Source organism: Streptomyces sp. CB03238 (assembly GCF_002099185.1).
GTDB lineage: Bacteria > Actinomycetota > Actinomycetes > Streptomycetales > Streptomycetaceae > Streptomyces.
The window spans coordinates 282,563-305,069 of record NZ_NBCN01000005.1; the positions used below are offsets into that span (position 1 = coordinate 282,563).

The following is a 22,507-nucleotide window of genomic DNA, read 5'->3' on the forward strand; positions in this document are numbered from 1 at the left end:
CCCCACCCGTACGAGGGCACCCGGCCGCTGCAGATTAACCCTATCGTCCCCGCATCTCATGCGTGTATCCCGGTGACGGGATTCACCACACATGTACGAGGGTTGACGACTACCCTCCAAATACGAGTGATTCCAGGGCGAGTTGGACACGTTCCCAGCGGGGTCGGGTTGAGCTAGCTTGAGGTCCTATGACCGAAGGGCCGGGCGGCGCACGAATGGTGGCGGGACGTTACCGATTGCTGGGCCCGCTGGGCCGGGGCGGCATGGGCGTCGTGTGGCGCGCGCGGGACGAGGTGCTGGGCCGCGAGGTGGCGGTCAAGGAGGTACGCGCGCCCGCCGGCCTCGGCTCCGCCGACGAGCAGCGGCTGTACGCGCGGTTGGAGCGGGAGGCGTGGGCCGCCGCCCGTATCTCGCACCGGAATGTGGTCACCGTGTACGACGTGGCGACCGAGGACGGCCGGCCGTGGATCGTGATGGAGCTGGTCCGGGGGCTGACGCTCGCCGACACGCTCGAAGCGGAGGGCCCCATGCCGCCGCGGCGGGCCGCCCACATCGGGGCGGAGGTGCTGGCGGCGCTGAGCGCCGCGCACGAGGCGGGAGTGCTGCACCGGGACGTGAAACCCGCGAACGTCCTGCTCGCCAATGACGGCCGGGTGGTGCTGACCGACTTCGGGATCGCCATGGTGGCGGGCACGTCCAACCTCACCATGACGGGTGAGTTGATCGGCTCCCCCGAATTCCTGGCTCCGGAGCGGGCGCTGGGACAGACGCCCGGTCCTGCCTCGGACCTGTGGTCGCTGGGCGTGCTGCTGTACGCGGCGGTGGAGGGCGTCACGCCGTTCCGGCAGGACACGCCACTGAGCACGCTGCGTGCCGTGGTGGACGAGGAGCTGCCGCCGCCGCGCTGGGCGGGTCCGCTCGCGCCGGTCATCGACGGGCTGCTGCGCAAGGATCCGGCGGAGCGGCTCACGGCCGAGGAGGCCGGGCAGCAGCTGCGTGTCGTGGGCACGGGGGGAAACCCGCGTACGGGCCCGGTCGAGGCGGGCGGGTCGGCTGCGACGGTCGTCGCGGCGGCAGGCGGGGCCGCTCTTGCCGCCGGTGACTCGCCGGGTCCGTCGCGGCGCGCCGGTGCCCTGCTGGCGGCCGGGGTGGCCGTTCTGCTGCTCGCGGTCGCGGGGCTGACGTACGCCGTGTTGCGCGACGACGACCGGGGCGCCCAGGGCGTCGGCGCGGGCGCCACCTCGCCGGGTGTGACGGCCACGCCCAGCAGCAGCAAGGACGACGTCTCGACTCCGCCGCCCAGAACGAGCGTCGCCCCGCCTCCGCAGTCGGTGAACGTGTACGCACGGGCGGTGCGCGGGAGTTACAGCGGGACGTGTCCGCCCCCGGAGTCCGAGGCCCCGGCCTTCCGCGCGACGATCACCCTGGGCCGCACGCCCGCCTCCGTCGGCTACCGCTGGGTGACGGAGAGCGGCGAGAGCCCGGGTTGGCGGACGGCGGAGTTCGGTTCCGGTGGGGACACCGTGCGGCGGGTGGAACACACGGAACTGACGTACGAGCACGGTGGGACGCACCGCGGCCGGGTCCGGCTGGAGATCCGGAGCCCGGTCGAGGCACGGTCCAATTGGGTGGGTTTCTCGGTCACGTGCAAGGAGCCCGAACCGACGGGCGGGACGCCTTCCGGCAGCCCCGCGCCGACGCCGACTCCTACGGGCACCACCTCGTCGAGCGCGGCTCCTACAGCGCTGCCTTGAAGGTGGGCAGGTAGCCACCGGACTGTCCGGCGGCGGTGGGGTGGTAGGACTCGCCGATGTTGAGCCAGTTCACGCTGTGCAGCCAGGACGCGCCCGAGCAGATCTCGTGGCCCGTGAAGGCGGGGGTGACGTCGGCGAAGGTGTAGCCGTGGTCGGCGGCGCGTTTGGCGGTCGCCGCGTTGAGGTGGTCCGCGCCGCCGTTGATGGCGCGGCGTTCGTTCTCGGTGAGGCCGGCGAGGCAGCTGCCGCCGATCTTGTAGAAGCGGGGGTAGCCGAGGACGACGACACGCGCCGACGGGGCCTTGGTCCTGATGGCCGAGTACACCGAGTCCAGGCGGCCCGGCAAGGTGGTGTCGACATAGCGCTTCGCCTCGTTGACGCGGGCGATGCAGGTGGCCTCCGACTGCATGACGCAGGTCGTCATCACGTCGGCGAATCCGGCGTCGTTGCCGCCGACGCTGATGGAGACGAGGTCGGTGGCGGAGGACAGCGGTCCGAGCTGGCTTGCCGTCACATCGTTGGTACGCGCGCCTGAGCAGGCGGTGAACGCGAAGGACGAGGGGGAATTGGCGGCCGCCCAGAGGGCGGGGTAGGCGCGGGGGGTGCGCTTGCAGTTGCCGCTGGAGCTGTCGTAGGCGCCGGCGCCGACTCCGGAGGAGTACGAGTCGCCGAGGGCCACGTAGTCGAGGGCTACGGACTGCGCCGCGCCTGCCCCGGTCAGGGTCAGGACGGCGCCGAGGAGGAGCGAGGTGGGGAATGCCGCGGCTCGGGACAGTCTCATGGAACCTCCCTTTAGCAGGATTTCTGCCTAAAAAGTTCGTAGCAGGCTGCAGTGTCCATGCCAATAGCCGGGCGTGGCGTGTAGTTGACGCCGAGTCAAAGTCTGCTCGGTCGCGAGGCCGGATATCCGGATGTTCGGGGGCAACTCACCCGTGCGGAGCATGATCTCCCGGGCGGGCCCCCTGCTCCTGCTCGGTGCCGGTCCCCGGGCGCGCCTCGATTTCCTGCGCACGGCGGAAGGGAATTGATTTCCCAGACGTAACTCCCGCCTCAATTCCCCCTGGCGCACGGAAGGATCTCCTACCGCTTTATTCACCGGAACCGACCGGGCCCGTACCGCGTCTTTGCCGCAGTCCGTCAAAGTATGGCCAAAGAAGCAAAAATGCGGGCCTCGGTCCAGGTCTTGCCATATAGTCCGCATTATCAATACCGTCATACATCCACCCGCAACGGTCCATCACGCAAGGCGGCTCAAGGGGAGGGCTCAAGCGCCGCGATGGGTCCGGAGCGGGGCGCGGTAGGGGGGTGCCGTGCTCGGTGACGTTTCCAGTGCCGGGGCGCGTACCGCGCGCGGCCAGAATTGCCAGCTCACCCATCCCGTACGGAGATCCATTCCGGCATGCGACGAGTGAGCACAACCCCCCTTTCGAACCGGAAACTCATCCGGACCGCCCGGGGGTGGGCGGTCCACCGGACGAGAGGGAAATGACTCATGAGCTCCTTCCTGCGCCCGGCCGTCGGCGATGCCGTCGAATCCGACGCCGGCCGAATAGCCGCCCAGTACCGGGCCATCACGTCGCACCTGGCCATCGCGCCGCCGGTGAGCGTGGTGATTCCCGCGATGAACGAGGCGGAGAACCTTCCGTACGTCTTCAAGACCCTGCCCGACTGGATTCATGAAGTGGTCCTCGTCGACGGCAATTCCACCGACGACACCGTGAACGTCGCCCGTGAGCTGCGGCCCGACGTCAAGGTCGTCAAGCAGGTCGGCAAGGGCAAGGGCGACGCCCTGATCAGCGGCTTCGCCGCCTGCACCGGCGACATCATCGTGATGGTCGACGCCGACGGCTCGGCCGACGGCCAGGAGATCGTGTCGTACGTCTCCGCCCTGGTCGGCGGCGCCGACTTCGCCAAGGGCTCCCGGTTCGCCAACGGCGGCGGCACGGACGACATGACACCGGTCCGCAAGCTGGGCAACCGGCTGCTGTGCGCCATCGTCAACGCCAAGTTCGGCGCCCGCTACACCGACCTGTGCTACGGCTACAACGCCTTCTGGCGCCACTGCCTCGACAAGATCACCCTCGACTGCACCGGCTTCGAGATCGAGACCCTGATCAACATCCGGGTCGTCAAGGCGGGCCTCAGGGTCCAGGAAGTGCCCAGCCACGAGTACCTGCGCATCCACGGCGTCAGCAACCTCAACGCCGTACGCGACGGCATCCGCGTCCTGAAGGTGATCCTCAAGGAGAAGGGCGTCCGGCGCGCCGAGCGCCGCCGTACGACCGACTTCTCCGTGAGCGTGCCCCGGGGTGAGCTCTCTTGAGCGGTCGTCACTTCTCCGTGGTGATCTGCGCCTACACCGAGGACCGGTGGGAGGACGTCCTGGCGGCCGTCGAGTCCGTACGGCACCAGTCGCGGCCCGCCCTGGAGACGCTGCTCGTCGTCGACCACAACGAGGCGCTGCTGGAGCGGCTCGGCAAGGAGTACGAGGACGCCGGGGAGGAGGTGCGGGTGCTCGCGAACGCGGGCCCCCGCGGCCTGTCGGCCGGCCGCAACACCGGCATCGCGGCCGCCCGCGGCGACATCGTCGCCTTCCTCGACGACGACGCCGTCGCCGAGCGGGACTGGCTGCGGTGGTTCGACGAGGCGTACGACGACCCCCGGGTGGTGGCCGTCGGCGGGCGGACCGTGCCGGCGTGGGCGTCGGGGCGGCGCCCGGTGTGGTTCCCGGAGGAGTTCGACTGGGTCGTCGGCTGTACGTACCGGGGACTGCCGCCCGGGCGGGTGCGCGTGCGCAACGTCCTGGGCGGGAACGCCTCCTTCCGGCGCGGCGCCTTCGACGCGGCGGGCGGGTTCGCCACCGGGATCGGGCGGTGCGGCGACAAACGGCCGCTGGGCTGCGAGGAGACGGAGCTGTGCATCCGGCTCGGCAACGCCCTGCCGGACGCCGTCCTGCTGATCGACGACCGGGCGGTGATCCACCACAAGGTCCCGGTCACGCGCGAACGGTTCCGTTACTTCCGTACCCGCGCCTACGCCGAGGGCCTGTCCAAGGCGCTCGTCGCCCGCAGCGTCGGCGCGGGCAAGGGCCTGGAGACCGAGCGCCGGTACACCACGCGGGTGCTGCCCGCCGGGGTGGTGCGGGGCCTGCGGGACTTCGTGCTGGCCCGGCCGGGCGGCGCGGGGCGGGCGGGCGCCATTGTCACGGGCGTGGCGGTGGCGGCGGGGGGTTACGTACGGGGCGCCCTGGCATCCCGTAAGGGCGGCGGCTTCTCGTACGGACCGATCGGCGACCCGTCATGACCGGTCCCGTACCGATCCTGATGTACCACGCCGTCGGGCACCGGCCCGCGAAGGCGGCGTACGGGCTGTCCGTCTCGCCGGAGGCGTTCGCCGCGCAGATGGAGCTGCTCGGCGAACGCGGCTTCACGCCGGTCACGACGGCCGGGCTCGGCCAGGCGTGGCGGACCGGTGCGCCACTGCCCGGCCGCCCGGTGCTCATCACCTTCGACGACGGGTACGAGGGGGTGCACCGGCATGCCCTGCCGGTCCTCGCCCAGCACGGCTTCGCCGCCACCCTGTTCGTGTCGACGGGGTGGCTGCGCGGCGCGTACGACAGGGGCGGCGCCCCGGACACCATGCTCGACTGGGACCAGGTGCGGGAACTGGCCGCCGCCGGCACCGAGATCGGCGGCCACTCCCACACCCATCCGCAGCTGGACCAACTCGACGACGAACGGCTCCGGTTCGAGACGGTCCGGTGCCGGGACATCATCACGGAGGAGGTGGGCACCGCCCCGGTCTCGTTCGCCTACCCGTACGGCTACTCCAGCCGGCGCGTGCGGCGCACGGTCCGCGAGGCCGGGTTCGCGCAGGCGCTGGCCGTGGGCAACGCGCCGGCGCGGCGCGCGCAGGGCCCGTACGCGCTGCGCCGGGTGACCGTGCGGCGCGGCACGGGCATCGAGGAGTTCGGGCGGCTCGTGGAAGGGCGGGCCATCGGGCGGACGTTCGCGAAGGACCGGGCACTGACCAAGGGGTACGCGGTCGTCCGGCGCGCCCGGCGGGCGGCGGCCGTGCTGGTTCGCACACGTACATAAACGCCGTGCGGGGAACGCGTGTGTGCCGGATCATGGAGCGCATGTCTGCAAACCCTCATGAGGCTCTGCCGATCCGGCTCACCGTCGACGACAGCGACACCCCTGCCGACGTCGTCGACGCGCTGTTCCTCGGGCGCTTCGCGACGGGCGAGCAGCCGTACGCGCACAGCTCCACCATCGACCGCGTCAAGCCCGGCGCGACCCTGCTCCCGCCGGGCGCCGCGGTGCTCCGTTCGGCCCGCGACGACGACCGCAGCGCCACGCTCGCCGAGGGCGACGGCTGGACGCTGCTGGTCTCCCGCTGGAACCGGGGCGCCGACGTGACCGTCACGGCGGTCGAGCAGGAGCTGGCCGAACGGGTGCTGAAGCAGGCGACGGACGGCGCGAAGGACGACCCGGAGCCGCAGCCGGACAACGTGACCATGGGCTTCTGGTACGTGTCGCCGCGCCGCGGCCCGCACCGTACGACCCGCCGGATCGCCGCCGGGTCGTGGGAGGCGGTGCGGGCCAACTACACCGCGCCGGTCGCCGAGGCGATGGACCGGCTGATGAAGGTCACCCCGGACGACATCGCGGGCCGCCTCCTTCTACTGCACGGCCCGCCGGGCACCGGCAAGACGTCGGCGCTGCGCACCCTGGCCCGGTCGTGGCGGGACTGGTGCCAGGTGGACTGCGTGCTGGACCCGGAGCGGCTGTTCAACGACGTCGGGTATCTGATGGACATCGCGATCGGCGAGGACGAGGGCACGGCGAACGGCCGGTGGCGGCTGCTGCTCCTGGAGGACTGCGACGAGCTGATCCGCGGCGAGGCCAGGCACACGGCCGGCCAGGCCCTGTCGCGGCTGCTGAACCTGACGGACGGGCTGCTGGGGCAGGGCCGCAACGTCCTGGTCGGGGTCACCACCAACGAGGACCTGGAGCGCCTCCACCCGGCGGTGGTCCGCCCCGGCCGCTGCCTGGCCCGCATCGAGGTCGGCCCGCTGACCCGGCCGGAGGCGGTGGCCTGGCTCGGCTCCGAGGAGGGCGTCGGCCGGGACGGGGCGACGCTGGCGGAGCTGTACGCGCTGCGCCGCGGCACGGGCCCGGCGGCGGTCCCGGACCAGTCGCGCGGCGCGGACGCGGGGCTGTACCTCTAGCCGTACACCGCCCGGAGCGCGTCGGTCACGGCCGCTTCCGCGTCGGCGCGGCTGAGGCCCAGGCGGTGAGCCTCGGCGGCGTACGCGGCGGCTGCCGTGGCGGCCTGGCGGGCGGCGGCGTCTCCGGCGGGTGCGACGAACGTGCCGGCCCGGCCGCGTGTCTCGATCACGCCGTCGGTCTCCAGCACCCGGTACGCCTTGGCGACCGTGTTGGCGGCGAGGCCCAGCTCCTCCGCGAGGCCCCGGACGGTCGGCAGCTTGTAGCCGACGGGGAGGCGGCCCGAGCGGGCCTGGGCGGAGATCTGGGCGCGCAGTTGTTCGTACGGGGCGGTCGAGGAGCCCGCGTCGATGGAAATCTTCAAGGTCACGGGCCCGATTGTCCCCCACGGAGGCGAAATTGGGAGGCGATCGGATCCGGGGCACGCGTACCGTGCGGGCCCATGACTGTGATCGTGCGTGACTTCCGTCCCGATGACGCCGAGGCCGTGGTGCGGGTGCGGCGTGCCGCGCTGCCCTTCGAGGTGACGACGCCCCATGCCGTCCTTCGCCAGGTAGAGTCGGCCAACCCGGCGAAGAAGTACCGGCTTCTGATAGCCGAGGAGGACGGCGAGATCGTCGGCACGGCCAATGTCGGCCTCGCGTACGAGTCCGGGACCCCCGGGCTGTCGTACGCCAATCCGCAGGTCCACCCGGACCACCGGGGCCATGGCGCGGGCGGCCTGCTGCTGCGTACCGCCGAGGAGCATCTGGCGGCCGAGGGCGCGGAGAGCGTGTACGCCTGGGTGCTGGACGAGCCGGGGTTCCGGTCGTTCGCCGGGAAGCGCGGCTACCGGCCCTCCCGGCCGGCGCACTTCCAGCGGCTGGACCTGGCGGGCGGCGCCCTGCCGGAGCTGCCCGCGGCGCTCCCGCCGGGCGTCGAGCTGCGTACCGCCGCCGACTACGCCGCCGACCCGCGCCCGCTGTTCGAGGCGGACGCGGAGGTGACGTCGGACGAGCCGAGCGACATCGGGGCGGAGCTGGACGACTACGAGGCCTGGCTGGCCGAGACCTGGAACAACCCGCTCCTAGACCGTGACCTGACCACGGTCGTCACGGTGGAGGGCAAGGTGGCGGCCTTCACCGCCGCCCACACCGACGGCGGGGCGCGCTACCACTCGGGCATGACCGGGACGCTGCGCGCGTACCGGGGCCGGGGGCTGGCGAAGCTCGCCAAGACGGACTCGCTGCGACGGGCCCGCGCGGCCGGCTACACGGACGCGTTCACGAGCAACGACGCGGAGAACGGGCCGATGCTGGCGATCAACAAGTGGTTCGGGTACGCGATCTGCGCGACGGAGGTCCGCCATGTCCGCACGCTCGGTTGACGTCCGGCTCGTCAAGGCGGGCCGGACGAAGATCCGGTATCCGGCCGAGGTGGTCGCCGACGACGGCACCCGCCTGACGGTCCGCGCCCCGTGGGCGGCGGACGGGGTGCGGGACTTCGGGTTCGTACGCTTCGAGCCGGGCGATGTCTTCACGGAGCACTACTGGCGGGACCGGTGGTACGCGGTGAAGGAGGTCCGGACCGGGGACGGCGCCCTCAAGGGCTGGTACTGCGACATCACGCGGCCCGCCCTCGTCTCTGATGACGAGGTGGTCGTGGAGGACCTGGACCTCGACCTGTGGGTGTCGGCGGACGGCCGCGAGGTGCGGCGGCTGGACGAGGACGAGTTCGAGGCGAGCGGCCTGGCGGAACGGGACGCGGCGGCCGCGGCGGCCGCCCGCGAGGCGCTGGACGCGCTGGAGACGCTGGCCCGCGCGGGCGGCCTGCCGGGGGCGGGTCAGGAGACGCGCTTGCGGTAGTGGACGCGCTCGGGGTCGTCCGCCGTACGCGGCTCGTCGACCTCGTACCCGTACCGCGCGTACATCGCCTGGTTCTCCCGCATCAGCGTGTGCGTGAGGAGCCGCACCTCGGGCAGGCCGAGGTCGCGGGCCCGCTCCTCCACGAAGGCGAGCAGGCGACGGCCGAGGCCGGTGCCCTGGGCGTCGGGGTGGACGGCGATGTTGTCCAGGTACAGGTGGTCGGCCTCGGTCCTGAGGACCACGAGGCCGACCACCGGGTCACCGGCGACGTACACCCTGCCCGCGGCCACGTCCGCCGCGTGGTCGGCCTCCATCGGGGCCGGTGCGCGACCGATCCGGTCGATGTAGTGGTGGTAGGCCGCGTCGGTCACGGCCTTCACGCGGGGGACGTCGTCGGCGGTCGCACGGCGAATTGTCATACCGTCAGATTATGGCGGCGCATGATCACCTTCTTGAGCAGGGGCCAGGCCAGCAGGACGACGATCACCGCGTACACGGTCACCGAGAACGGCGTGTTGACCAGGCCGGTGACGCTGCCGTCGCTGATCTGGAGCGCCCGGCGCAGCTGCTGTTCGGCGGCCGGGCCGAGGATGACGCCGATCACCGCCGGCAGCACCGGCAGGCCGTAGCGGCGCATCCCGAACCCGATGAGGCCGATGATCAGCAGGATGACCAGGTCGAGGGCTTCGCCGCCGACCGCGTACGCGCCGGTCGCCGCGAAGAACAGGATCCCCGCGTACAGGTACGGGCGCGGGATGCGCAGCAGCTTGGCCCACAGGGGCGCGAGCGGCAGGTTCAGCGCGAGGAGCAGCACCATGCCGACGAAGAGGGAGGCGATCAGGCCCCACACCAGGTCGGGTTCGCGCTCGAAGAGCAGCGGTCCTGGCTGGATGCCGTACTGCTGGAAGGCGGCCAGCATCACGGCGGCGACGGCGGTGGTGGGCAGCCCCAGCGTCAGCATGGACACGAGGGTGCCGGCGGCCGAGGCGGAGGCGGCCGACTCCGGGCCGGCGACGCCCTCGATGGCGCCGCGCCCGAACTCGTCCTTGTGCTTGGACAGCCGCTTCTCGGTGACGTACGACAGGAAGGTCGGGATCTCCGCACCACCGGCCGGGATGGCGCCGAACGGGAAGCCGATGAGCGGCCCGCGCAGCCACGGCTTCCACGTCCGCCTGACGTCGTCCTTTCCGAGCCAGGGCCGGCCGACGGGGATGGCGTCGCCGCCGGTGCGCCGCAGGTGCGCGGCGACCCACAGCGCCTCGCCGATGGCGAAGAGGCCGACCGCGACGATGACGACGTCGATGCCGTCGGCGAGCTGGAGCGAGCCGAAGGTGAGCCGCTGCTGGCCGGTCATCTGGTCGAGCCCGACGAGGCCCAGGGTGAGGCCGATGAGCAGCGAGGCCAGGCCCCGGATGCGGGACGAGCCCAGCACGGAGGTCACCGCGATGAACGCCAGCACCATGATGGCGAAGTAGTCGGGCGCGCCGATGTCCACCGCCAGGTCGGCGACGGCCGGGGCGAGGGCGACGAGCAGGATCGTGCCGATCATGCCGCCCGCGAAGTGCCCGCCCGCGGCCGCCGCGAGGGCTTGCGCGCCGCGCCCCGCCTTGGCCATCGGGTTGCCCTCGATGGCGGCGACGACGGCGGCGCTCTCACCGGGCGTGTTGAGCAGGATGGAGGTGGTGGAGCCGCCGAACATCGCGCCGTAGTAGATGCCCGCGAACATGATGAACGCGCCGGTGGGTTCGAGTCCGTACGTCACGGGCAGCAGCAGCGCGACCGCCATGGCGGGGCCGATGCCGGGCAGGACGCCGATGGCCGTGCCGAGGAGCACGCCTATCGCCGCCCACAACAGGTTGATGGGCGTCAGGGCGGTGCCGAAGCCGTCGAGGAGGGAGTTCAAAGAGTCCATCAGAGCACTCCCATCAGCGGGCCACCGGGGAGCGGGACGCCGAGCAGGTTGTTGAAGACGACGTAGGTGACGAGGGAGAGGACGGCCGCGATCAGCGGGTCGCGGTCGGCCCGGCGGCTGCCGAGCGCGTACGCGGAGCCCCAGAAGATCAGCCCGCCCGCGATGGGGAAACCGACCGGGCCGATGAGGACGGCGCCGCCGAGGAAGACCCCGGCGAGCAGCAGGACGGTGCGCCAGTCGCTGGGCTCGGACAGGTCGATGTCCTCGCCGCCCTCGGCCTCGCCACGGCCGCCGCGCAGGACGTCGACGGCGAGGAGGACGGCGACGAGGAGGAGGCCCGTGCCGACGACGAGGGGGACGGTGGTGGGGCCGACGGGTCCGCGCTGTCCCGCGGCGATGTCCATGGTCAGCGCGTCGGTCAGGACGAGTACGCCGATGACGGCGAGGAGCAGGCCGACGCCGAGCTCGGAGTGCTCGCGCAGCCAGGAGCGCCGGTCTGCGTCGGGTGCGGTCACAGCCCCAGCTCCTTCAGTACGGAGTCGACGCGCTCGTTCTGCTCGTCGAGGAAGGTCCCGAACTCCTCGCCGGACAGGTAGGCGTCGCTCCAGCCGTTCTTCTTCAGCGACTCCCGCCACTCCTTGGAGGCGTGCAGCTTCTCGACGAGGCCGATGAGCTTGTCGCGCTCGGCGGCGGTCAGGCCGGGCGGGGCGACGATGCCGCGCCAGTTGGTGAACTCGGTGTCGAGCCCCGCCTCGCGGAGGGTGGGGGCGTCCAGTCCGGGGACCCGCTCGGGGCCGGTGACGGCGAGCAGCCGCAGCTCGCCGGACTTGATCTGGTCGAGGTACTCGCCCACGCCCGAGACCCCGAAGGCGACCTTGTTGCCGAGGATGGAGGCGAGGAGCTCACCGCCGCCGTCGAAGGGGATGTAGTTCACCGATTTCGGGGCGATTCCGGCGGCCTGCGCCATCAGCATCGGCGCGAGGTGGTCGGGCCCGCCCGGGGACGATCCGCCGCCGACCGGCAGCTTGGCCGGGTTCTTCTTCCAGGCGGCGAGGAGGTCCTGGATGGTCGTGTACGGGGAGTCCTTGCCGACGACCACGATGTCCTGCTCCTCGGTGAGCCGGGCGATCGGGGTGGTGTCGGCGAGGGTCGCCGGGGTCTTGTTGGTGTGTACGGCTCCGACGACGCCGAGGCCCATGGACATGGCGAGCCTGCCGTTGCCGTGCTCGCCGACGAGCCGCGTCAGGCCGACCGTGCCGCCCGCGCCGGGCAGGTTGAAGACCTCGATGTCGTGGGTGAGGCCGGCGTCCTCGGCGTTCTTGGCGGCGGTGCGGGCCGTGATGTCGTAGCCGCCACCGGGCGTGTTGGGGACCATGAAGCGCAGGCCGGGGATCTGCGTGCCGGTGTCGGAGCCGCTGCCCGTGGTGAGCAGCGGTGGCCCCACGAGCACCAGCAGCGCCGCCCCGAGCAGGGCGAGGGGAGTGCGCAATCGCACGGGTGCCGCCTTTCATGCGGTATCTGTGAAGTGGCCCACATGTTGCCCGCGCGTTAAGAACCTGTCTCCCTTCCGCAACCAACGGACGTTGTGGTCGTTGTGGTCGGGACCTAGCGTGTCGCCGGTGACAAAGGTGCTGGTGGTGGACGACGACTTCATGGTCGCGAAGCTGCACAGCCGCTATGTGTCCGCGGTGGACGGTTTCACGGTCGTCGGGGTGGCGCACAGCGGCGCCGAAGCGCTGCGCGCCGCCGAGGCGCTACGCCCGGACGTCGTCCTGCTGGACATCTACCTGCCGGACATGGACGGGATCGGTGTGCTGCGCGCGCTGCGGGCGGCGGGGCACGGCGTCGACGCCCTGTTCATCACGGCGGCCCGGGACGCGGGCACGATCCGCTCGGCGCTGCGCGCGGGTGCCCTGCACTACCTGATCAAGCCGTTCAGCCAGGCGGCGCTGCGCGAGCAGCTGCTGCACGTGGCGTCCCTGCGCAGCCGCCTGGAGTCGCTGGACGAAGCGCGGCAGGAGGACGTCGACCAGATCTTCGGCACCCGCCCGCCCGGCTCCCGCGAACTCCCCAAGGGCCTGGCCGCCCACACCGCCGACCTGGTGGACCGCATCCTCCGCGCCCACCCGTCGGGCCTCTCGGCCACCGAGTGCGCGGAGGCGGGCTCCCTCTCCCGCGTGAGCGCCCGCCGCTACCTGGAGTACTTCGCGGAAACCGGCCGCGCCGAGGTCACCCTCCGCTACGGCGGCACGGGCCGCCCGGAGCGGCGCTACCGGCGGGTGGGGTGAGGTTGCCCCGAGCCTCACGGGGTTGCTCTGCCGCTTCCGTGGCCTGCTGCGCCGGGCGCCGGGAGATCGCGGCGGTGGCAAGGGTACAACCGCCGAGAATGGCAGCTCCCCAGAGCGCACTGAGCAAGCCGATGACCGCAGCCCCCACTCCCTCGGGGAGCACGGTCAGTGCCATGGCCAACAACGCGACGCTCACGACCACCGCGGATACGCCCAGCACCACCGCCACCGGATGCCGGCGTACCGCCTGTCGGCACGACCCGCTCAATTCCGTCATCATGAACCGCGTCCCCCTTCATCCGTTCATCGGCTTATCGTCGGGCTCCTCGAAGCACACCTCATGTTCGTGCGCGGCCAGTCCATTTCTGAACCTCTGGGACCGGACCGTTTTTCCGCTGATCGAAAGCATGTGAGCTGCGCATACCCAGATTTCCCGGCCGTTTTTCCGCCCGAGCGGGAGCGGGGTTCCGCCCCGCTCCGCAGGCGGCTACCGTGAAATCGGGGAGGATCCGCGATGGCACGAACCGCACGAGGCAAGCCGGGATGCAAACCTGAACGCGAGCAGTTGCGCAGAGAGTTACTGACACAAGGCTGCTCCCCCCGTGAGATCGTCGACGAGATGGTCCGCCGCTGGAATTTCCGACCCCGGCAGGCGTGGCGCTTCGCGTATGGCATGTCGCAGGAGGAGGCCGCGGACCGGTGCAACGCACTGGCCACGGGGGAAGGCCCTGCCCTGACCGGCAAACGCATCAGCGAGTACGAGTTGTGGCCCCTGGGCGGGTCAAGGCCGAGCATCCGTGTCCTGTCGCTGCTCAGCCGGGTCTATGGCGTACGCCCCATCGAGCTCACCGATCTCCTGGACCGGAACCACCTGCATCCGGAAGAGATCAGCCTGCTCCGCGGACGCAGCGGTCACCCCGACCGGCCCTCTGGGCGAAAGCCGGTTACGGGCGCGGGGAAGGAGGCGGAGAGTACGGCCGTCGTGCTGAGCCGTTCCGACATGGTGGCCTCCGTCTCCCTGAAGCCCACCCCGTTGAGGCACAGCAGCACAATCGAGGAGGCGACCGTCATGGCAGCCGCGCACGAGTCCAGCGAACACGCCGGATGGGCCGAGACCAGCAACGTCGGTGCCTCGACTCTCGAGACGTTACGCGACGACGTGACCCGCCTGTCACGTGGCCTGGTCCACCTGGACCCGCTGCCTCTGTTCGCGAAGATGGTCGGCACACGGGACCGTATCTACCGCATTCTGGAAGGACATCACCACCCCGCACAGACCCGGGAGCTGTACTTCCTGGCCAGCGTGGTCTGCTGTCTCCTGGCAGAAGCAAGCCAGACGTTCGGCTATCGGGCCGCTGCTCTGGAACAGACGCGCGCCGCGTGGGCCTACGCGGAAATCATCGGACACAACTCCATCCGGACTTGGTGCAGGTCCGCGCAGTCCTGGTACGCGTACCGCGATCAGCGCCCCGGCTCGGCGGTCGCGCTGGCCCGTTCAGGACTTCGGCTGGCCGGCCGGAACGAGGCCTCGAAGCAGCGCCTGCACAGCATGGAAGGCACGGCGCTCGCCGCGCTCGGCGACAGGGATGGTGCCTTGCACGCCTTCCGGCTCGCTCAGGAGGCACGAGAGAGGATGTCGGGGGCGGACGACTTCTTCGACGAGGTGGGAGGGGTCTTCACCGCCGACCCGGCGAAGCAGTTTCACAACACAGCCAATGGATTGATCCTGCTCGGCCTGGCGGACGAGGCCGCCGATGCCGCCGGTTCGTCAATCCGCCTCTACGAGCAGAGCCCAGAGGCCGAACGGGACACATCGCTGGAAGCAGGCGCACGGATCACCCTCGCCACCTCGCGCCTGCTGCGAGGTGACCTCGAAGCGGCCCGGGCGGAACTGCGTCCCGTGCTGGACACCGATTTACGCCTGCGGAGCGAGCACATGCGGGCGAGGCTGCTGGAGTTCGCCCAGGCGTTGCGGGCACCGGTGGCACGCGGAGCCCCGCAGGTGGCCGATCTGCGTGCGGAGATCGAGGACTTCCGTATCCCTGCCCTGCCCGTCGACAGACGCTGACGTCTACGGTGACGGTGACGAGGCGTCACGGCCCACAACCGTCTTGGCCACCCGAGTTCCCCTCGCACCCGTGGTGGAGCACCACCGGTGGCCGCCCGGTCACACGCGGATCGAACGCTTCGTGAATCCGCCGCCGCACATCGGTCAGGCGACCGTCCCGCACGATCGCCGCGAGCGAACCGCCGCGCACATCACCGACAGGCAGCCAGCGGGCCATGACGCACGGAAAGGCCCTGCCCCGAGGGTCCACGGCCAGGAGGTGGCCCGCGCACTGGCCACAGAGATCGGACAACGAGGGGGCACAGCCGGCTGCCGCCCGCCCCAGGGCCTGAACGGGAGCCACCTTCTGCTGTCGTACCCCCAACCGTTCCAGCGCGTTCCGCGCGGGATCGGCATCCGGTGATGTGTCCGTGGTGATGATCAGTCCAGTGACGTGCACCCCGAGCCGGGCCGCTTTCTCCAGGTTCACGACCGTACGGCGGTGACTGCCCCGTCGCCGGGTCATCGCGTCATGGGCGGCTGGATCGCTCGAATAGTAACTGACCGAGACAGAAACACCCGGCCGGACGTACACGTCCCACAGACCCGTGGGGACATGGACGAGGTTGGTCACGATGCGGACCGACAGCCCGAGGCCGAGTGCGTACTCGACGAATTCGCCCAACAGCGGATGCAGGGTGGGTTCCCCGCCGATGAACACCACAGTTTTCACACCGATGTCACGAGCTTCCGCAATGACCTCCAGCCAGTCCTGCCGCGTCATGAGGCCGTGGTCCCCGTCGGGGCCGCTCTCGGCATAACAGTGGACGCACTCGAGCTGGCATTTTCCCGTGATCTCGAGCCATAACAACGAGACACACGCAGCATCATGCGACTCGGCCATTTCTGCCCCCTGATCTGAAAGGAACCGAATGCCCCAACGGCAAAGGGGCGCGGCGACCTCCGGCATGTAACCACCTTGACTGCTGACCCGCCCCAGTCAAGTCATCCGACCGGACGTGTCCGGATGCCCCACCCTGTTTGCCAGTCGCGGGCGTGGACGACGGTGTGGTCCGGCCTTCCTGAGCGGCTTCTTACTTGAACTTGAAATCGTGATGTCGGGTGGCGCAAGCCTTGGTTCCCGGTCAGAGTGAGCAGAAGCACGATAGTTGCCACATAGGCAGACTTGTTGTCACCGTGGCTGAGTTGGTGGGCGTTGCAGCCAGTTGAGCGTTGACGCCGGTTGAGGTGGCAGGGGACTGTCGGTGGCTGGTGGCAGGATCACCGGCATGGTCTTCGTACGTACCACTCCGCCGCGGCCTGTTGAGGTGACCGCGGTCTTTCCTGAGCCGGCTCCGTTGGCGCGTCCTGCGATTCGGCTGCATCCTCGTGCCGGGTCAGCTTCGCTCAGGGACAGCTCGGTCGGGGGCCGTTCATGTGGCCGGTGGAGGAGCCGCGCGACATACCCCTGTTGCGGCCGCCCGGCCAGGCCGATCTGCTCCAGGTCCTCTGGTGCCCCTACGACCACGATCGGGATTACAAGCCGTCGACCGCACTGTTCTGGCGGTCCGCCGCCGCGGTCGTCGACGTCCTCGCCACCGCCGGAACCGTATGAGGCGAACTACCCTGGCTATGTGCCGGAGCCGTGTCTGCTGGCACCAGAAGCAATCACCGAATATCCCAACAGCCTCGATCTGAGCCCGGAGATGCGGCGGTCAGCCTGCTCTCGCCCATGCGCCGGACGGCCGCCGGCGTCTGATATCGGGATCGCCGGTGTGCCGGTGTTGCAACTCATGCCTGATCGAGCTCACTTGAAGGGTACGGGCGTTTGACAGCGAACCCAGTCGTTCAGGCTTCCTTGTCAGCGAACCTGGTCGCTCTGCGGCGCGATGCCTTTGATCCGGGTCGGAGTTCCGTCCTGGGCGAACGAGTGGTGGAAGGTGAAGGCGTGCGGCGTGGAGCCGTGGTCGTGGAGGTGTTCCAGCCTGGAAACCCCGTCCTGCCAGGTGGGTATCACGCCGTCGGAGACCCACCAGAACACGTAACTCGGGTGTCCTGTCCTCTCGAACCAGTCGTAACGCCTGTTCAGCGCCTCACGGTGCAGGCCGGTGTAGATGGCGTCGAAGGCGGGGCGCAGGCCGGTCCAGAGTGAGAGGGTCGCGGCCAGGGCGATGGTTTCCACCGTATGGCCCTTGCCGTACCAGGTCGGTACGGCAAACTCGCCCCATGCACCCCAGTCTAAGTCGAAGTGTGTGCCCCGGCCGCCGTCTGCCGCTTCAGCACGAGCGAGGTACCCGGGGTGCTGGCCGATCTTCCGGTAGATGGCCTCGCCGCTGTCGTGGAGTTCGCGCGTGAGAGGTGCGGGATCGGCGAGAGGTGACTTCAGGACGCCGAATGTGTACAGCGCAAGATGGGGCATTCGTCTCTCCCTGGTTGGGGGTGCCTGGTGTGGATCCGGTTCGGTGGCTTACGCCTGGGGGCGAGGATTCGTGGGGTGTGACCAAATCATCCCGTCGCGGGTGGCTCAGCCTGAAGGAACTCCTGTGCGACCGTGGGCGATCGCCGAAGACCAGGTGAAGGTAGCTGCCTCTGCGGGCCATGTCGAAGTTGCGTTTTCCCTGTCCAAGTGGCCTCTTGCACAGGTTCTTGCGGGGGCTGGGACGGTGGCCGCTGCCTGCCGTCGTGGAAGTCCGCATCGGCCCAGCAACTGCGGAGGAGCAGCATCGACAGCTTCGCTCAGGCTGGTGGGTCGGGGCGACGCCAGCGGCGTCGACTGGATTGGATGACGCAGCGACTGGGTTCGCTGTCAAAGGACACACGGCACGACCGATCCGGTGCCGTTGCAGGTCGGAGCGTGTGTGGCCGACAGCCCAGCGCTGGGGATCCTCGGGCCGGGAGCCAAAGGGGGGAGCCGCACGGAGCTGTGGCTCCCCCACGGGGCGCGTACCAGGTAGCAACTCCCCCGTCATCAGGGTCCTTGGCCGCCGGACGCGTCCCCTCTTGAACGATGGCTTTGCCCACCTGAAGAACTGGCGGCTCCTCACCGAGGCCGCTACCGACAATCGATCTCTACCGCAGGTGGCCCACGATCAGCACATGCCCTCGGAACAGCGTCACCGGGCCGGGATCGGCTGAGTGAGGTTCACCGGGTTGCCGTCGGGGTCCTGGATGTGGGCGACGCGCTGTCCCCACGACATGTCGGTGGGGCCGGAGCGCACCGAGCCGCCCAGCGCCGTTACCCGGCCGAGCGTCTCGTCGACGTCGTCGACACCGATGCTGAGCATGATCCGCGGCGCCGCCCCAGTCCCCGGGTTCGCCTTGACCACCAGCCCGAGGTCGGTGTCGCCGATGCGCAAGCCGAGGTAGAAGGCCGGGCCTTCTTCCGGTACCCGGAAGATCTCCTCAGCGCCGAACAATTCCGTATAGAAGCCGAGCAGAACGTCCTGGTCGGCAGTCACGATCACTGGCTGGATGGTGGACATGGCACTCCTGTCGAGAACGGTCGTGTCGCTGGGTAGACCGTTCGAGGACGGTGAACTCATCGGCAGAACCACCCCGCCGGACGATCTGCAACACAGACTGCCGCCCACGACCAGCACGAGCACGAGCACCCCGAAACGAGCTCACGTCACCCCGCTGACCAGCCACTTCAAGGTGGCGGAGCTTCAAAGATGTCGTCCAGGGCTTCGGCTTCCTCCGTGATGACGGCCCGCGCAATGACTTCGATCGGAATGCCGTGGTCAGAGAGCGTGAAACGAAGCTGTGCCGCAGCTCGCCGCAGCAGCGCTCGGAAGTTCCGCCGAACCTGGTCCGTGGGGCGCGGATCGCCACTGTCCGTGCCGAACACGAACCCCTCTGGGTCCCAGGCCAACCCAAGTGCCTCTCTCCTTCGTCGCTGCTCAGCAGATCTGCCCGAACTGCCGCACACGCGGACTCACGCACGCGGACGCTCCATGGGTACCAGGTCGCTCCCGCGAGGGCGGCACAACCGGTCGGTGGCTCCCCATGGGGGCCATGCAGGGAGCCACCAACCACGGCATCAGGCGGACGTCGACGGACTACGGCGGACGGTGAAGGCCGTGCTGTCAGGGGCGGACGACCGCGCGAGGAGCATCTACCTGAGCGTCTTCTTAGCGTCGCCTTAAGCGGAGCATAAGGATCCTCATCAGCCGCTTCCAGCAGGCGATTCCGGCCTTCCGAGGGGCTAGCTTGCTGATCACGGGGCTGGTCCGGACCGTCGGTGCCGAAGCCGGGGGGCTGCGCCGCCCGTCCGGGATCCGGCCCCGTAACCCCCCACATACCGCTTTCCCGTCGAAGGAGAACCGTCACCATGACTGCTCGCCGCAGCAGCACGGCAGCCGCCGCCGTCGCCCTGGGCATCGCGCCGCTCGCGCTCGCCGGACTGGCCGCGTCGCCGGCCGCGGCGCACGGCACGATGACCGATCCGGTCAGCCGGGTGTCCGCCTGTTACGCCGAGGGGCCGGAGAGCCCGGATTCGGCGGCGTGCAAGGCGGCGGTGGCGGCCAGCGGGGCGCAGGCGTTCTACGACTGGAACGAGGTCAACATCGCCAACGCCGCCGGCAACCACAAGCGGCTGATCCCTGACGGCAAGCTGTGCAGCGCGAACCGCGACAAGTACAAGGGGCTCGACCTGCCCCGCGGTGACTGGCCGTCGTCCGAGCTCGCCGCCGGCAACCACACCTTCCGCTACAAGGCGACCGCCCCGCACAAGGGCTCCATCGAGCTGTACATCACCAAGGACGGCTACGACCCGTCCAAGCCGCTGAAGTGGTCGGACCTGGAGGCGAAGCCGTTCGCCAAGGTCACCGACCCGAAGCTGGAGAACGGTGCGTACGTCTTCGACGGCACCGTCCCCGCCAAGTCCGGCCGCCACCTGGTCTACTCGATCTGGCAGCGCTCCGACTCGCCCGAGGCGTTCTACACCTGCTCCGACGTGGTGTTCGGGGAGGACAACGGCTCTGCGGGCACTCCCGCTCCGACCGCGTCGGCCCCGTCCGACGAGCAGATCGAGGACGGCGCGGACCAGTCGACGGTCGACCACGGCGGGCACGGGGGCGACGACCACGGCGACGGCCACGGCGACGACCACTCGGCGGAGCCGTCGGCGCCCGCTTCGGCGCCCGCTTCGGCTCCGGCGGCTCCGGCGGCTCCCACGGAGCCGGCCAACGAGCCCCAGGCCAATGGCGCCGGCACCCCGTCGCCCGCCGCCGCGCCGGCGAGCGGTGACAACCTCGCCGAGACCGGCGGCAGCGGCACCACCCCGTACCTCGCCATCGGCGGCGCGGGCGTCCTGGCGATCGGAGCCGCGGTGCTGTTCGCGACGACGCGCCGCAGGTCCGCACGGTAACGACGGACGGTGACGACCGGGGCGGCGCCGGGGCCCACCGCGAAGGCGGGGGCCCCGGCTCCGTCATGCCCAGGCCGGCATGATCCGCTCGTGGATCAGCCGCAGCTGCGTGTCCACGTCCGCGACCCCGTCCAGGTCCCGCCCGGTGAAGGCGCGCACCAGGCTGCGGTCGGTGATCGCGCAGATCATGTGGTTGACCCCGCTCGGCTCGATCTCCCGGCGGATCTTCTCCAGGCACTCCTCCGGCGTGCCCGACACCGACAGCTTCTCCGCCACCTCCGGTGAGGTCAGCTCGATGCCCCGGGCGAGGTCGCCGCCGCCGATCGCGTCGATCACCGGCTTCAGCTCCGCCGGGTCGACCCCGTTGCGGCGCAGTTGCTCCTCGGGCATCGACGAGGCGTAGATGCCGACCATCGAACGGGCGGCCTCCTTCGCCTTGGCCGAATCCGGCCCGGTCGCGAAGACCACCCACGCCCCGATGTCCAGCGACCGCCAGTCCTTGCCGGCCCGCTCGGCGCCGGCGCGGATGTGGGTGACGGCGTAGTCGTACGCCTCGCGCGTGTAGCTGAGCGCGTGGTGGCAGCCGTCCGACAACTCCCCGGCCGCCTCGAAGGACTTGGGCCCGCGCATCGCGCCCAGCTTGACCGGCAGGTGCTCCTGCACCGGGCGGGCGAAGGTGAACAGCCGGTTGTAGGTGAAGAATTCGCCGTCGTACGTGATGCTCCCCTCGTCCAGCAGGGTGCGCACCACGTGCAGCGCCTCCTTGGTGCGGGACAGCGGGCGCTGCCGGGCCCAGTCGATGCCGTACTGGGCGAGGAGGCCGAAGTTGCCGCTGGACAGGACGCCTTCGGCGCGGCCGCCGGAGAGTTCGTCGAGGGTGGCGAGGGACTGCGCGATCAGGGTGGGTTCGCGCAGGACGACGGAAGAGAGGCTGGGGCCGAGGCGGATGCGGCTGGTCTGTCCGGCCGCCGCCGCGAAGAGCAGCCACATGTCCTTGTGCCAGGTCTCGTCGGCGGCGTAACAGGCGTGGAAGCCGAGTTCGTCGGCGAGCCTGATGGAGGCCAGGGACTCGGTGAGCGGGTAGTCGGGCAGTAAGACGTAGCTGAACTTCACGAAGTCACCCTTCAGTCGATGACCGACGCGCACGTGGTGGGCGTCGCGTGCGCCGGATCGAGTGCGTTCACGACCTCGTGGAACGCGATCCGGTCGGTCAGCCCTATCGCCACGTGCTCGGAGAAGTCCAGAGGGCACAGGTCCTGCAAGAGCACGTTCCGGACATTCGGGCCGTCGAGGAACTGGGAGCGGTACGGGGTGACGACCTGGTCGTACCTGGTGGCGATGACGGTGTAGCGGACGCCCGGGACGGTGTCGCCGCCCTCGTTGAGCTTCGTCAGGAACGGGGAGCCGGCCACCTGGTCGGCGAGTGCCGGGGTCTTCTCGTTCAGCAGGTCGGCCACGCCGGGGAAGTACGGCAGCAGCGCGGTGAGGCCGAGGAGGGTGGTGCCGTGGTTGTCGGGGGCGATGCCGACGAGGGCGTTCACCTTGTCGGCGCCGCCGAGGAACTTGAGGTAGTGGCGGGGCATCATGCCGCCCTGCGAGTGGCCGACGAGGTCGGCCTCGGCGGCGCCGGTCGCGGCGAGGACCTTGTCGACGTGGGCGGCGAGCTGCTCGGCCGACTTCTCGATGGGGCCGAGGCCGTGGAAGAACGGCACGCCGGGCAGCTGCCCGTAGTCGAGGGAGAAGACGCAGTAGCCGCGCCCGACCAGGTAGGGGGCGAGGCCGAGCCAGTTGTCGACGGAGTTCGCGAAGGTGCCGTGGACGAGGACGACGGGGCGGGGGTGGGCGGGTGACGGCTTGCAGGTGTAGTCGTTCCAGCCGCTGCTGGGGGACGCGGCGTGGGCGGCGGAGGCGGGGGTGAGCGTCGCGGCGACGGCCAGCAGCAGGACGGCCGAGACTCTGAGCGCGCGGCGCACACGTGCGGGCAGGCGTGAGGGCAGCATCGAGTGGTCTCCTTGCGGCTCAAGGAATGGGGATGGGGCGGTGGCGGTACGCCCTGTGGCCCG

Annotated in this window: 23 protein-coding genes and 1 pseudogene; 12 read left to right on the forward strand and 12 right to left on the reverse strand. The window is 70.4% G+C overall.

What is annotated here, in order from left to right; genetic code table 11:
* The first annotated feature begins 188 nt into the window (after positions 1–188).
* Complete coding sequence (locus tag BKD26_RS10850) at positions 189–1,754, forward strand: serine/threonine-protein kinase (protein WP_084897623.1); 1,566 nt, start codon at positions 189–191, stop codon at positions 1,752–1,754.
* On the opposite strand, the gene BKD26_RS10855 is transcribed toward BKD26_RS10850, so the two are convergent.
* A complete protein-coding gene (locus tag BKD26_RS10855; RefSeq protein WP_084897624.1) occupies positions 1,738–2,535 on the reverse strand; it encodes an SGNH/GDSL hydrolase family protein in 798 nt (265 codons plus the stop codon). The genes BKD26_RS10850 and BKD26_RS10855 overlap by 17 nt on opposite strands.
* Positions 2,536–3,246: 711 nt before the next feature.
* Here BKD26_RS10855 and BKD26_RS10860 point away from each other — a divergent pair.
* The 4 genes from BKD26_RS10860 to BKD26_RS10875 are packed head-to-tail and all read left to right on the forward strand — an operon-like array spanning position 3,247 to position 6,987.
* Entirely contained in the window at positions 3,247–4,077 is an 831-nt protein-coding gene (locus BKD26_RS10860; RefSeq protein ID WP_084897625.1) for a glycosyltransferase family 2 protein, read from the forward strand.
* A complete protein-coding gene (locus BKD26_RS10865; protein WP_084897626.1) occupies positions 4,074–5,057 on the forward strand; it encodes a glycosyltransferase family 2 protein in 984 nt (327 codons plus the stop codon). The genes BKD26_RS10860 and BKD26_RS10865 overlap by 4 nt, the downstream gene beginning before the upstream one ends.
* Complete coding sequence (locus tag BKD26_RS10870) at positions 5,054–5,851, forward strand: polysaccharide deacetylase family protein (protein ID WP_084897627.1); 798 nt, start codon at positions 5,054–5,056, stop codon at positions 5,849–5,851. Before BKD26_RS10865 ends, BKD26_RS10870 begins: the two co-directional genes overlap by 4 nt.
* Positions 5,852–5,892: 41 nt before the next feature.
* Complete coding sequence (locus tag BKD26_RS10875) at positions 5,893–6,987, forward strand: DUF5925 domain-containing protein (RefSeq protein ID WP_084897723.1); 1,095 nt, start codon at positions 5,893–5,895, stop codon at positions 6,985–6,987.
* Here the strand turns inward: BKD26_RS10875 and BKD26_RS10880 are convergent.
* Positions 6,984–7,355, reverse strand: coding sequence for a GntR family transcriptional regulator (locus BKD26_RS10880; protein ID WP_084897628.1), 372 nt, complete (start codon positions 7,353–7,355; stop codon positions 6,984–6,986). The two genes, BKD26_RS10875 and BKD26_RS10880, sit on opposite strands and share 4 nt — an antisense overlap.
* 72 nt (positions 7,356–7,427) lie before the next feature.
* Between BKD26_RS10880 and BKD26_RS10885 the strand changes: the two genes are divergently transcribed.
* Together BKD26_RS10885 and BKD26_RS10890 are read left to right on the forward strand one after the other, a co-directional pair.
* A complete protein-coding gene (locus BKD26_RS10885) occupies positions 7,428–8,351 on the forward strand; it encodes a GNAT family N-acetyltransferase (protein WP_084897629.1) in 924 nt (307 codons plus the stop codon).
* Complete coding sequence (locus BKD26_RS10890) at positions 8,332–8,829, forward strand: DUF402 domain-containing protein (RefSeq protein WP_084897630.1); 498 nt, start codon at positions 8,332–8,334, stop codon at positions 8,827–8,829. The genes BKD26_RS10885 and BKD26_RS10890 overlap by 20 nt, the downstream gene beginning before the upstream one ends.
* Here the strand turns inward: BKD26_RS10890 and BKD26_RS10895 are convergent.
* From BKD26_RS10895 to BKD26_RS10910, 4 genes are read right to left on the reverse strand one after another with little or no spacing between them, the layout of a single operon-like run.
* On the reverse strand, positions 8,808–9,248 hold the full coding sequence (locus BKD26_RS10895; RefSeq protein ID WP_084897631.1) for a GNAT family N-acetyltransferase: 441 nt from the start codon (positions 9,246–9,248) through the stop codon (positions 8,808–8,810). The two genes, BKD26_RS10890 and BKD26_RS10895, sit on opposite strands and share 22 nt — an antisense overlap.
* Positions 9,245–10,741: a tripartite tricarboxylate transporter permease gene (locus tag BKD26_RS10900; protein ID WP_084897632.1), complete on the reverse strand. Its 1,497-nt coding sequence runs from the start codon at positions 10,739–10,741 to the stop codon at positions 9,245–9,247. Before BKD26_RS10900 ends, BKD26_RS10895 begins: the two co-directional genes overlap by 4 nt.
* Positions 10,741–11,256, reverse strand: coding sequence for a tripartite tricarboxylate transporter TctB family protein (locus BKD26_RS10905; RefSeq protein ID WP_084897633.1), 516 nt, complete (start codon positions 11,254–11,256; stop codon positions 10,741–10,743). The genes BKD26_RS10900 and BKD26_RS10905 overlap by 1 nt, the downstream gene beginning before the upstream one ends.
* Complete coding sequence (locus tag BKD26_RS10910; RefSeq protein ID WP_084897634.1) at positions 11,253–12,236, reverse strand: tripartite tricarboxylate transporter substrate binding protein; 984 nt, start codon at positions 12,234–12,236, stop codon at positions 11,253–11,255. The genes BKD26_RS10905 and BKD26_RS10910 overlap by 4 nt, the downstream gene beginning before the upstream one ends.
* Before the next feature lie 124 nt (positions 12,237–12,360).
* Here BKD26_RS10910 and BKD26_RS10915 point away from each other — a divergent pair, with 124 nt between their 5' ends.
* From BKD26_RS10915 to BKD26_RS10920, 3 genes are all read left to right on the forward strand, one after another.
* The gene (locus BKD26_RS10915; RefSeq protein WP_084897724.1) at positions 12,361–13,029 is read left to right on the forward strand and encodes a response regulator; all 669 of its coding nucleotides are present in this window, start codon (positions 12,361–12,363) and stop codon (positions 13,027–13,029) included.
* A 173-nt stretch (positions 13,030–13,202) separates the two neighbouring features.
* Positions 13,203–13,442 carry a hypothetical protein gene (locus tag BKD26_RS39735; RefSeq protein WP_143662634.1) on the forward strand — a complete coding sequence of 80 codons (240 nt, stop codon included), beginning with the start codon at positions 13,203–13,205 and terminating at the stop codon, positions 13,440–13,442.
* Positions 13,443–13,543: 101 nt separating this feature from the next.
* A complete protein-coding gene (locus BKD26_RS10920; RefSeq protein ID WP_143662635.1) occupies positions 13,544–15,097 on the forward strand; it encodes a helix-turn-helix transcriptional regulator in 1,554 nt (517 codons plus the stop codon).
* 25 nt (positions 15,098–15,122) lie between these two features.
* Here BKD26_RS10920 and BKD26_RS10925 read toward each other — a convergent pair whose 3' ends face one another.
* Positions 15,123–16,046 carry a radical SAM protein gene (locus tag BKD26_RS10925; RefSeq protein WP_084897636.1) on the reverse strand — a complete coding sequence of 308 codons (924 nt, stop codon included), beginning with the start codon at positions 16,044–16,046 and terminating at the stop codon, positions 15,123–15,125.
* A gap of 319 nt (positions 16,047–16,365) precedes the next feature.
* Between BKD26_RS10925 and BKD26_RS10930 the strand changes: the two are divergent.
* Positions 16,366–16,788: pseudogene (locus BKD26_RS10930) on the forward strand (hypothetical protein); the annotation flags it as partial.
* 149 nt (positions 16,789–16,937) lie between these two features.
* On the opposite strand, the gene BKD26_RS10935 reads toward BKD26_RS10930, so the two are convergent.
* The 3 genes from BKD26_RS10935 to BKD26_RS10945 all read right to left on the reverse strand — a co-directional run bounded on the left by BKD26_RS10935 (position 16,938) and on the right by BKD26_RS10945 (position 18,923).
* Positions 16,938–17,495: a DUF3291 domain-containing protein gene (locus BKD26_RS10935; protein ID WP_084897637.1), complete on the reverse strand. Its 558-nt coding sequence runs from the start codon at positions 17,493–17,495 to the stop codon at positions 16,938–16,940.
* A gap of 694 nt (positions 17,496–18,189) precedes the next feature.
* Positions 18,190–18,558, reverse strand: coding sequence for a VOC family protein (locus tag BKD26_RS10940; RefSeq protein WP_084897638.1), 369 nt, complete (start codon positions 18,556–18,558; stop codon positions 18,190–18,192).
* 167 nt (positions 18,559–18,725) lie between these two features.
* Positions 18,726–18,923 (reverse strand): hypothetical protein, encoded by a 198-nt coding sequence (locus BKD26_RS10945; RefSeq protein ID WP_143662636.1) that lies wholly within the window; start codon positions 18,921–18,923, stop codon positions 18,726–18,728.
* Between the two features lie 483 nt (positions 18,924–19,406).
* Between BKD26_RS10945 and BKD26_RS10950 the strand changes: the two genes are divergently transcribed.
* Complete coding sequence (locus BKD26_RS10950; RefSeq protein WP_084897640.1) at positions 19,407–20,444, forward strand: lytic polysaccharide monooxygenase; 1,038 nt, start codon at positions 19,407–19,409, stop codon at positions 20,442–20,444.
* 63 nt (positions 20,445–20,507) lie between these two features.
* Here BKD26_RS10950 and BKD26_RS10955 read toward each other — a convergent pair whose 3' ends face one another.
* Positions 20,508–21,557 (reverse strand): LLM class flavin-dependent oxidoreductase, encoded by a 1,050-nt coding sequence (locus BKD26_RS10955; protein WP_084897641.1) that lies wholly within the window; start codon positions 21,555–21,557, stop codon positions 20,508–20,510.
* 11 nt (positions 21,558–21,568) lie between these two features.
* Positions 21,569–22,444, reverse strand: coding sequence for an alpha/beta fold hydrolase (locus BKD26_RS10960; RefSeq protein ID WP_084897642.1), 876 nt, complete (start codon positions 22,442–22,444; stop codon positions 21,569–21,571).
* Positions 22,445–22,507 lie beyond the last annotated feature (63 nt).

Bases quoted from the DNA above. Each gene is read 5' to 3' on its own strand.
- BKD26_RS10850 (WP_084897623.1), top strand. From the start codon at position 189: ATGACCGAAGGGCCGGGCGGCGCACGAATGGTGGCGGGACGTTACCGA.
- BKD26_RS10855 (WP_084897624.1), bottom strand. From the start codon at position 2,535: ATGAGACTGTCCCGAGCCGCGGCATTCCCCACCTCGCTCCTCCTCGGC.
- BKD26_RS10860 (WP_084897625.1), top strand. From the start codon at position 3,247: ATGAGCTCCTTCCTGCGCCCGGCCGTCGGCGATGCCGTCGAATCCGAC.
- BKD26_RS10870 (WP_084897627.1), top strand. From the start codon at position 5,054: ATGACCGGTCCCGTACCGATCCTGATGTACCACGCCGTCGGGCACCGG.
- BKD26_RS10875 (WP_084897723.1), top strand. From the start codon at position 5,893: ATGTCTGCAAACCCTCATGAGGCTCTGCCGATCCGGCTCACCGTCGAC.
- BKD26_RS10885 (WP_084897629.1), top strand. From the start codon at position 7,428: ATGACTGTGATCGTGCGTGACTTCCGTCCCGATGACGCCGAGGCCGTG.
- BKD26_RS10890 (WP_084897630.1), top strand. From the start codon at position 8,332: ATGTCCGCACGCTCGGTTGACGTCCGGCTCGTCAAGGCGGGCCGGACG.
- BKD26_RS10895 (WP_084897631.1), bottom strand. From the start codon at position 9,248: ATGACAATTCGCCGTGCGACCGCCGACGACGTCCCCCGCGTGAAGGCC.
- BKD26_RS10900 (WP_084897632.1), bottom strand. From the start codon at position 10,741: ATGGACTCTTTGAACTCCCTCCTCGACGGCTTCGGCACCGCCCTGACG.
- BKD26_RS39735 (WP_143662634.1), top strand. From the start codon at position 13,203: ATGGCCAACAACGCGACGCTCACGACCACCGCGGATACGCCCAGCACC.
- BKD26_RS10920 (WP_143662635.1), top strand. From the start codon at position 13,544: ATGGCACGAACCGCACGAGGCAAGCCGGGATGCAAACCTGAACGCGAG.
- BKD26_RS10925 (WP_084897636.1), bottom strand. From the start codon at position 16,046: ATGCCGGAGGTCGCCGCGCCCCTTTGCCGTTGGGGCATTCGGTTCCTT.
- BKD26_RS10935 (WP_084897637.1), bottom strand. From the start codon at position 17,495: ATGCCCCATCTTGCGCTGTACACATTCGGCGTCCTGAAGTCACCTCTC.
- BKD26_RS10940 (WP_084897638.1), bottom strand. From the start codon at position 18,558: ATGTCCACCATCCAGCCAGTGATCGTGACTGCCGACCAGGACGTTCTG.
- BKD26_RS10950 (WP_084897640.1), top strand. From the start codon at position 19,407: ATGACTGCTCGCCGCAGCAGCACGGCAGCCGCCGCCGTCGCCCTGGGC.
- BKD26_RS10960 (WP_084897642.1), bottom strand. From the start codon at position 22,444: ATGCTGCCCTCACGCCTGCCCGCACGTGTGCGCCGCGCGCTCAGAGTC.